This window comes from Psychrobacter sp. JCM 18903, assembly GCF_000586475.1.
In the GTDB taxonomy this organism is placed as follows: Bacteria; Pseudomonadota; Gammaproteobacteria; order Pseudomonadales; family Moraxellaceae; genus Psychrobacter.
The window spans coordinates 24430-31735 of the sequence record NZ_BAWJ01000024.1 but is presented as its reverse complement, the minus strand read 5'-3'; the positions used below and the strand labels follow the sequence as shown (position 1 = coordinate 31735).

The following is a 7306-nucleotide window of genomic DNA, read 5'->3' as shown; positions in this document are numbered from 1 at the left end:
CTATGTGAAACAAAGTCTGACTATGTGTCGCGCCAGCTATTGGTGACGCTAAAAGATGGTAATGAAGAGTATCAAGACTGGTTAGAGACTCAAGAAGACTTGATCGAAAGCATTGGGGTTGAGCGCTATACCCAATCACAAATGGATGATGACGCGCTTAATGGTTCATTATTGATGCAATGAATCGTACTATGCTCTAAAAATGCCAGCGCGTCGTGTGGTTTATAATCACTCACATGCTGGCATTTTTATGTCTCATATTTGACAATGCGTGCTATCTGCACTGCTGACAAAATCAAAGCTTAATCAATATTTTTCAAACTCTTTATTCAAAATCTAAATATCAGCGGCTCAGTATAAGCCGCGCCCATCTTCAGGTTTAAGTCGTAAGAAGTACAGCCCCGAGAGAATGGTTAAGATCCCAAGTACCCAATAGGTGGTTTGAAACGCTGTCAGCGTATCCATTTGTAGGCGTTCACGTAACAGCGTCAGTACCGCTGCCCCAAAAGCAATACCGAAACTAATTGCTAACTGCTGATTGACCGCCATTAAGCTATTGCCGCTACTGGTTTGAGCACCTTCTAAATCACCGATAGTAATCGTATTCATCGCGCTGAATTGCATAGAATTACAAGCGCCCATTATGGTCAAAATAGGGATAAACCATAACCACTGTGAGGCATCGGTAAACTGTGCCAACACAATGATGAGCGTGCCCATCAAAAACGTGTTGAAGACCAGCACTTTGCGATAAGTATGACGCTGAATAATTTTACTGACCCATGGTTTAATCCCGATAGCACCGACTGCGATGGGCGCAAGTAGCAACCTGCCTGCGACGGTGAGTATTCAAACACCACTTGCAGCAACAGCGGCAGCAAAAACGGTACAGCGCTAATACCTAAGCGCGTGAATAGGTTACCAGTGATGCCAATACGAAAGGTGCGAATGTCAAACAAACTCAAGGGGAACAACGGTGCTTGACGACGCTTGGCGTGCCAGATATAAGCGCCTATCAATAAACTGGCCACCAAACTAAGCAACAACCCATAAAACCCTCGACCAGTCTGTGAGCCGAATTCTACAGCAAGCGTAAACCCACAAGCCGCTGCCGCAAACAATAAAAATCCTGTCCAATCAAGCCGCTTGGTATCCTCAAATAGTGCGGGAACCAGTTTTTTGCCCATGATAAAACCAAAAATGCCCATCGGTATATTGATCAAAAATATCCAATGCCAACTGGTATATTGTACGATATAGCCACCTAAGACCGGTCCTACTAGCGGTGCTACCAAAGCAGGAATTACCGCAAAGTTCATAACGGTCAGCAGCTTATTGCGTGGGTAGGATTTGACCAATATTAAGCGAGCCACAGGCGTCATCATCGCCCCGCCAATACCTTGTATAACCCGTGAGCCAATCAAAAAATCCAACGTTGGTGACGCAGCACATAGCATTGAGCCAATACAAAAGATAATAATCGCTGCCAAAAATACTCGGCGCGTGCCGTATTTATCCGCCAAAAAACCACTGATGGGAATAAATATAGCCAAAGTTAGCGCATAACTGATCACCGCCCACTGCATTTTTAATGGAGACTCACCCAGCGCCTGTGCCATCTGTGGTAATGAGGTATTTAATATAGTGGCATCCAAAATTTGCATAAATAGCGCCACCGCTAGCACATAGGGCAAGTATTTATCTTGTGTCGGGGTTAGCGTTACCATGTAAATCTCATTAGATATCCCATCATAAAATGAACAAAATAGTCTATTGACGACTAATTCGCTATACCAACCGAGTAGTATAAGAAAGACTCAATCATAATAAAAGGGAATCAAAGTAACGGCTGGCGGTTGAGGTTATAAAATTCTGTGTTTAGAGATAATAATATTAACACTGCTTACAAGAGAGGACTTTAATATCAGGGTTGGTTATCGTTATAGTAAACCCTCGCTAACGACTTAAGCCAACAGATATGCAGTATAGTTAATTTCATCTCAATCATATGAGATTGGATTGACTACCGACGATACAACTAGAAGCATCAACAATACGATAAAGATAAACTGAGGATATATTATGAGTCAGGAAAATAACAAAGCTTGCAATCATACTGATGGGCAAAACGATAAATATGTTCCGCCAAAGGTTTGGACGCAGGACAAAGAAAACGGTGGTAAGTTTGCCAGTATCAATCGCCCAACAGCGGGTGCGCGCTATGAGAAAGCGCTGCCAGTAGGCGATGCGCCATTACAGCTGTACTCATTGAATACGCCAAATGGCGTCAAGGTTAATATCCTGTTAGAAGAGCTTGCCGAGATTGGTGTTAAAGGTGCTAAATATGATGCCTATAAAATTGATATCTCTCAAGGAGAGCAGTTTGGTTCTGGCTTTGTGGCCATAAACCCTAACTCAAAAATTCCAGCCTTGGTTGATCATTCTGCCGATATAGCTGGCGAGCCGATAGCACTTTTTTGAGTCTGGTGCTATCTTGATGTATCTGGCAGAAAAATTTGACCAATTTATGCCTTTATCACTTGGCAAAGCACGGGCAGAGTGTTTGTCTTGGGTCATGTGGCAGATGGGCAGTGCGCCGTTCTTAGGTGGCGGTTTCGGACATTTTTATGCTTATGCGCCTGAACCGCTAGAGTACCCGATCAACCGCTATACCATGGAAACCAAACGCCAGCTCGATGTGCTGGATACCCATCTAAAAGACAGCACATATATGTGTGGCGACAACGAAGCCGATTATAATATTGCGGATATGATTATTTGGGCATGGTATGGACAATTGGTGCTTGGAAAGCTCTATGATGCCGCCGAGTTCCTGCAAGTTGATGACTACAAGCATGTGAAGCGCTGGGCACAGGCAATTGCTGAACGTCCAGCCGTTAAGCGTGCCGTAGACCTGTCATTAAAGCCTATTGACTAAACCTATCGATAACAGACGCATTAATAAAATCAAGCTGATAGGCTATTTGCTTATCAGCTTGATTTTATCCGACATCTTGCTGTTATATATTCATATATGGTTATATTAAAATAGAGATATACTTACCTGTTTACACAATGATACATTAGTACAACAGATAGAAACCTTAGTACGTTAAGATAGCTTGAGTACCTCAAGCAGATAACACCTTAATAAGCGGGTATTTATACTGCTTCTTTGATTGGTTTAATATTATTGGGATACCAGCAAGGCAAATAGAGCCACTTATAATAGACTGAGTAAATCAGACAACATATCTGATTGAAATAAGATTGACTATATTGATGGATAACGATTATGAAGGATGATAACCGTAAACGGATCAACTTCTCACGACAGGCGATAGCTAGCGAATTAAAAGTTATCAATACCAAACTCAGCGCCATTTATAACGATCAACAGATAGATGCTGATAGATACTCAATATTGCAATACAAAGCCAACTTAACCACCCATCCTAAAAAAATAAAAAAGATACTCTTATTGATGATAAAAAATAAAATACGATTACCTATGTTTGCTGCTATCAGCGCAGCTTTATTTAGTACAGCGACGATGGCCAGCAATGGCGTTGAATTTACCAATCAAGACTGGCAAGTAGTCTGCGACAATACCCGTACGTGCCGGCTGGCAGGCTATCAAGCAGAAAACAATAGTGAATTTCCTATATCGGTATTGCTCATACGCCGTGCAGGCGCAAATGCTGGTGTGGATGGCAAGGTAAAGCTGGGCGGTGCTAAAGAAAGCTCATCTAAAGCCTTGATGCAACTTGGCAATCGTCATCGTATATCATTGTTCATCAATGGTAGAGACTATGGCGAAACCAAGCCGTTTTCAACTGCAGCAGGTAATGCTGATCTGACCCCAACACAAGTCACAGCGCTACTAGAAGCACTGACTAAGTCAAGCAAAATTGAGCTAGTGCTACGTAACTCACGCTGGCAACTCTCTGATAAAGGGGCTAGCGCCGTCATGCTCAAAGCAGATGAAGCCCAAGGTCGAGTAGGGACATCATCTGCCTTTATCAATACTGATGGTGCCGCCAAATCAAATAGCACTGTATTGTCACCCAAGTCCGCACCAAAACTGCACTTTGTGGCGCCCAATCCGAAAGCCGTCGCTAGTGACAATAGAAAGTTTGTGATGAAATCGTCGCAGCTAGCGGCGCTGATGAAAAGTACGATGAAAGATGCGGATAGTGACTGTCCCAATCTATCAGATAAATCACCATGGCGTGTGAGCCGACTGAATGGCTCACAGCTGTTGGCACAACATGACTGCTGGACAGGTGCTTATAATACTGGTGCAGGCATCTGGGTCATCAATGACAGTAAACCTTATAAACCAACATTGGTAACCACCAACGCCACTGGCTATGATAAGGGTAAAATCACTTCCGTACAAAAAGGTCGCGGCATCGGTGATTGTTTAACCAAGACTGATTGGGTATGGACAGGCAAGGCATTTGAAAAAAGCCATGAAAGCACCACAGGCTTTGCCGTATGATTGAAGCGGGCGGTGCTTGGCAATTGCCGACGTATGTCACCGAAGTTAAAATGGTGCGATAGCCGCCAATAATACTGCTGATTGTCTTATTACTCAGCATATTGAATGCGTACATCTATAAGCAAATTTGCTTTATTTACCGAGAAATTTAATAAATAGCTACATATAATATTTTATTGTGCTATACTGCGTCGCCACGTTAGCTTAGGCTTTCGTGAATTATGAGATTGATAACATCGCCTGCGATTTTGGGTCTAGGATGACCATAAGTAATTGTTGCCGATGATTTTGTGTACTTAAATAACCTGTCATGAAAATAGCAGTTATTTTTGACTCATATCTTATCTACCGAACCATAAATGTGGTTTAAATTGGTTGTTATTCGCGATTATTTGCTTTGGACAAAGCATTAATAATACGCTGATATCAAACAAGGATGAGACACTCGGCACTACCACCAAAATACGTCAGACAGCACGAACGCATTTATTGTAGAGGCTCTAAGCTTTATTGGCTTGGCTTCTGATTATCGACACTTACATGTGGTCCGGTAATTCTTTAATAAAGGCAGCGTGGTGAACGGTTATCAGTGGTATGCATCAAGCTTGCTGAATTTACAGCAACTTATACTTACCAAGGATTCTCATGACTGATATTTTATCTGCAATCGCCGCTGAAAACGGCATCATCGAAAACACTGACACTCCAAATACTGATACTAATAATCAAGCGGCTACTACTGACGCGACTGATGAAGATCAAATTACCTTTGCTGAACTAGACATTGCCAAGCCGATTTTGACCGCGCTTGATCGCAGTGGTTATACCAATCCAACACCTATTCAAGCACAAGCCATTCCTTTTGCACTAGCGGGTCGCGACTTACTATTGTCTGCGCAAACCGGTAGTGGTAAAACAGCCGCATTCGTTATCCCTGTACTTGACCGTTTAAGCCGTGCTACTAGCTTTGACAAACTAACCAAAGCACTTATCCTAACGCCAACGCGTGAACTTGCTCAGCAAGTACATGATAGCGTACGTACTTATTCTAAAGATATGCGTGGTCTATTCTGCGTACCTTTGGTTGGCGGCGCACCATACAATGGTCAGATCACTGCGTTGAAAAAAGGCGTTCAAGTTATCGTTGCGACCCCAGGTCGTTTACTTGACCATATCAATGCTGGTCGTGTTGACTTATCAAGCCTAGAAATTTTGGTACTTGATGAAGCTGACCGTATGCTAGACATGGGCTTTGCTGATGACATCAGTGATATCCTTCGTGCCGCACCAATTGATCGTCAAACGATCATGTGTTCTGCAACTTGGGATGGCCCAGTAGGTAAAATCGCTGCCAGCTTCACTAAGAACCCTGAGCGTGTATCAATCAAAGTAGAATCTGCACACATCGAAGAAAAAGTGTACTACTGTGATGATTTTGATCATAAAAACCGTTTACTTGACAAAATCGTTTGCCAGCAAGATATGGAACAGATCATTATCTTTGCTGCTACTAAACGTAGCACTGAAAAACTGGCCAAACAGCTACAAGAAGCGGGTCATAAAGCCAGCTTCCTACATGGTGATTTGCCACAAAGCAAGCGTAACCGTATCGTTCAAGACTTGCGTAATGGCAAAGTTAAAATCCTAGTAGCGACTGACGTTGCTGCTCGTGGTCTAGATATCCCAGCTATCTCGCACGTTATTAACTATGATCTTCCACGCCAAACTGAAGATTACGTCCATCGTATCGGTCGTTGTGGTCGTGCTGGTCGTACTGGTATCGCTATCAGCTTATGTAGCATGGATGATCGTCCACAGCTAAACGCTATCAACCGTTATTTAGATCGCAAAATGGAAGTATGTATCATCGAAGGCATGGAGCCTAAGAAGACTTATGTACCTAGCGAAAATAAAGGTAATGGTCGTGGTCGCGGTCGTGGTCGTTCAAACGGCGGCGGTGGTAATGGTCAAGGTCGTGGTCGCGCGGGTGGTGGTTATCAAGGTAATCCTGCTAATGCTCGTGGTCGCTCAAGCGACAGCTCATCAACTGGTCAACGCGCTAGCAATGACAGCGGTTATCAAGGTAAGCCACGTGACACGTCAGGCAAGCCAAATGAGCGTTCAGGTGGCAAGCCGTATCAAGGCAAGCGCACTGGTGCTCCTAGCCGCGGCGATAGCACTGGCGTTCCACGTGGTGAGCGTGCTGCAACAGGTCGTGGTCGTCCAAGTGGCAGCCAAGGTCGCCCAGCAGGTCGTTCTGACAGCCGTGGTCAAGGTCGTCCAAACGGCGGCAACCGTGGTAACAACTCGTAATACTGTTATATTTGGTGATTAAAGTTATTAATTGCTTGATCGCCTAAAGATAGCACTAAAAAAGCTAGATACTTGTTATCTGGCTTTTTTGTGTTTATTCGATCGCTGCTTGCGCGTTTTTTTCGCCTTGTCTATACTAACAAGCTTTTATTCATCGTGTGCTGCGGAGCTATTTGATGCCCGATATTTCTCATTTAACCATTGATAGCCTACCATTAGCTTTTGGTATTATTATGGCTATTATCGGTTTGGTTTTTTATACCCAAGGATTACCCGGTAAATTCTGGCAGCGCTTTTATGCTGTATTGCCAGGTATCGTGCTGTGCTGCTTTATACCTGCAACGCTTAATAGTTTAGGCGTCTTCGCTGACGGTATCGGCTCACAGATTTATGGCTTTACTGCCACGTATCTGTTGCCAGCAAGTTTGCTGTTAATGACCTTGTCGATGGATGTGCCAAAGATATTGGGCTAGGCTGGAAAGCCATCGC

At 43.6% G+C, this 7306-nt stretch carries 3 protein-coding genes and 3 pseudogenes; 5 read left to right on the top strand and 1 reads right to left on the bottom strand.

The window, feature by feature from the left end:
• A pseudogene (locus TT12_RS15735) lies at window positions 1–183 on the top strand (hypothetical protein); the annotation flags it as partial.
• Window positions 184–351: 168 nt separating this feature from the next.
• Here TT12_RS15735 and TT12_RS13310 read toward each other — a convergent pair.
• Window positions 352–1727: pseudogene (locus TT12_RS13310) on the bottom strand (DHA2 family efflux MFS transporter permease subunit).
• Between the two features lie 355 nt (window positions 1728–2082).
• Between TT12_RS13310 and yghU the strand changes: the two are divergent.
• The 4 genes and pseudogenes from yghU (at window position 2083) to TT12_RS18715 (ending at window position 7290) form a co-directional block, all read left to right on the top strand.
• Window positions 2083–2938: pseudogene (gene yghU / locus TT12_RS13305) on the top strand (glutathione-dependent disulfide-bond oxidoreductase).
• Between the two features lie 357 nt (window positions 2939–3295).
• Window positions 3296–4504 carry a DUF1176 domain-containing protein gene (locus TT12_RS13300; protein WP_243443721.1) on the top strand — a complete coding sequence of 403 codons (1209 nt, stop codon included), beginning with the start codon at window positions 3296–3298 and terminating at the stop codon, window positions 4502–4504.
• A 645-nt stretch (window positions 4505–5149) separates the two neighbouring features.
• Entirely contained in the window at window positions 5150–6817 is a 1668-nt protein-coding gene (gene csdA / locus TT12_RS13295; protein ID WP_198329924.1) for a DEAD/DEAH box helicase CsdA, read from the top strand.
• 176 nt (window positions 6818–6993) lie between these two features.
• Window positions 6994–7290, top strand: a complete 297-nt coding sequence (locus tag TT12_RS18715) for a DUF819 family protein (protein WP_279378918.1) — start codon at window positions 6994–6996, stop codon at window positions 7288–7290.
• The last annotated feature ends 16 nt before the right edge of the window (window positions 7291–7306 follow it).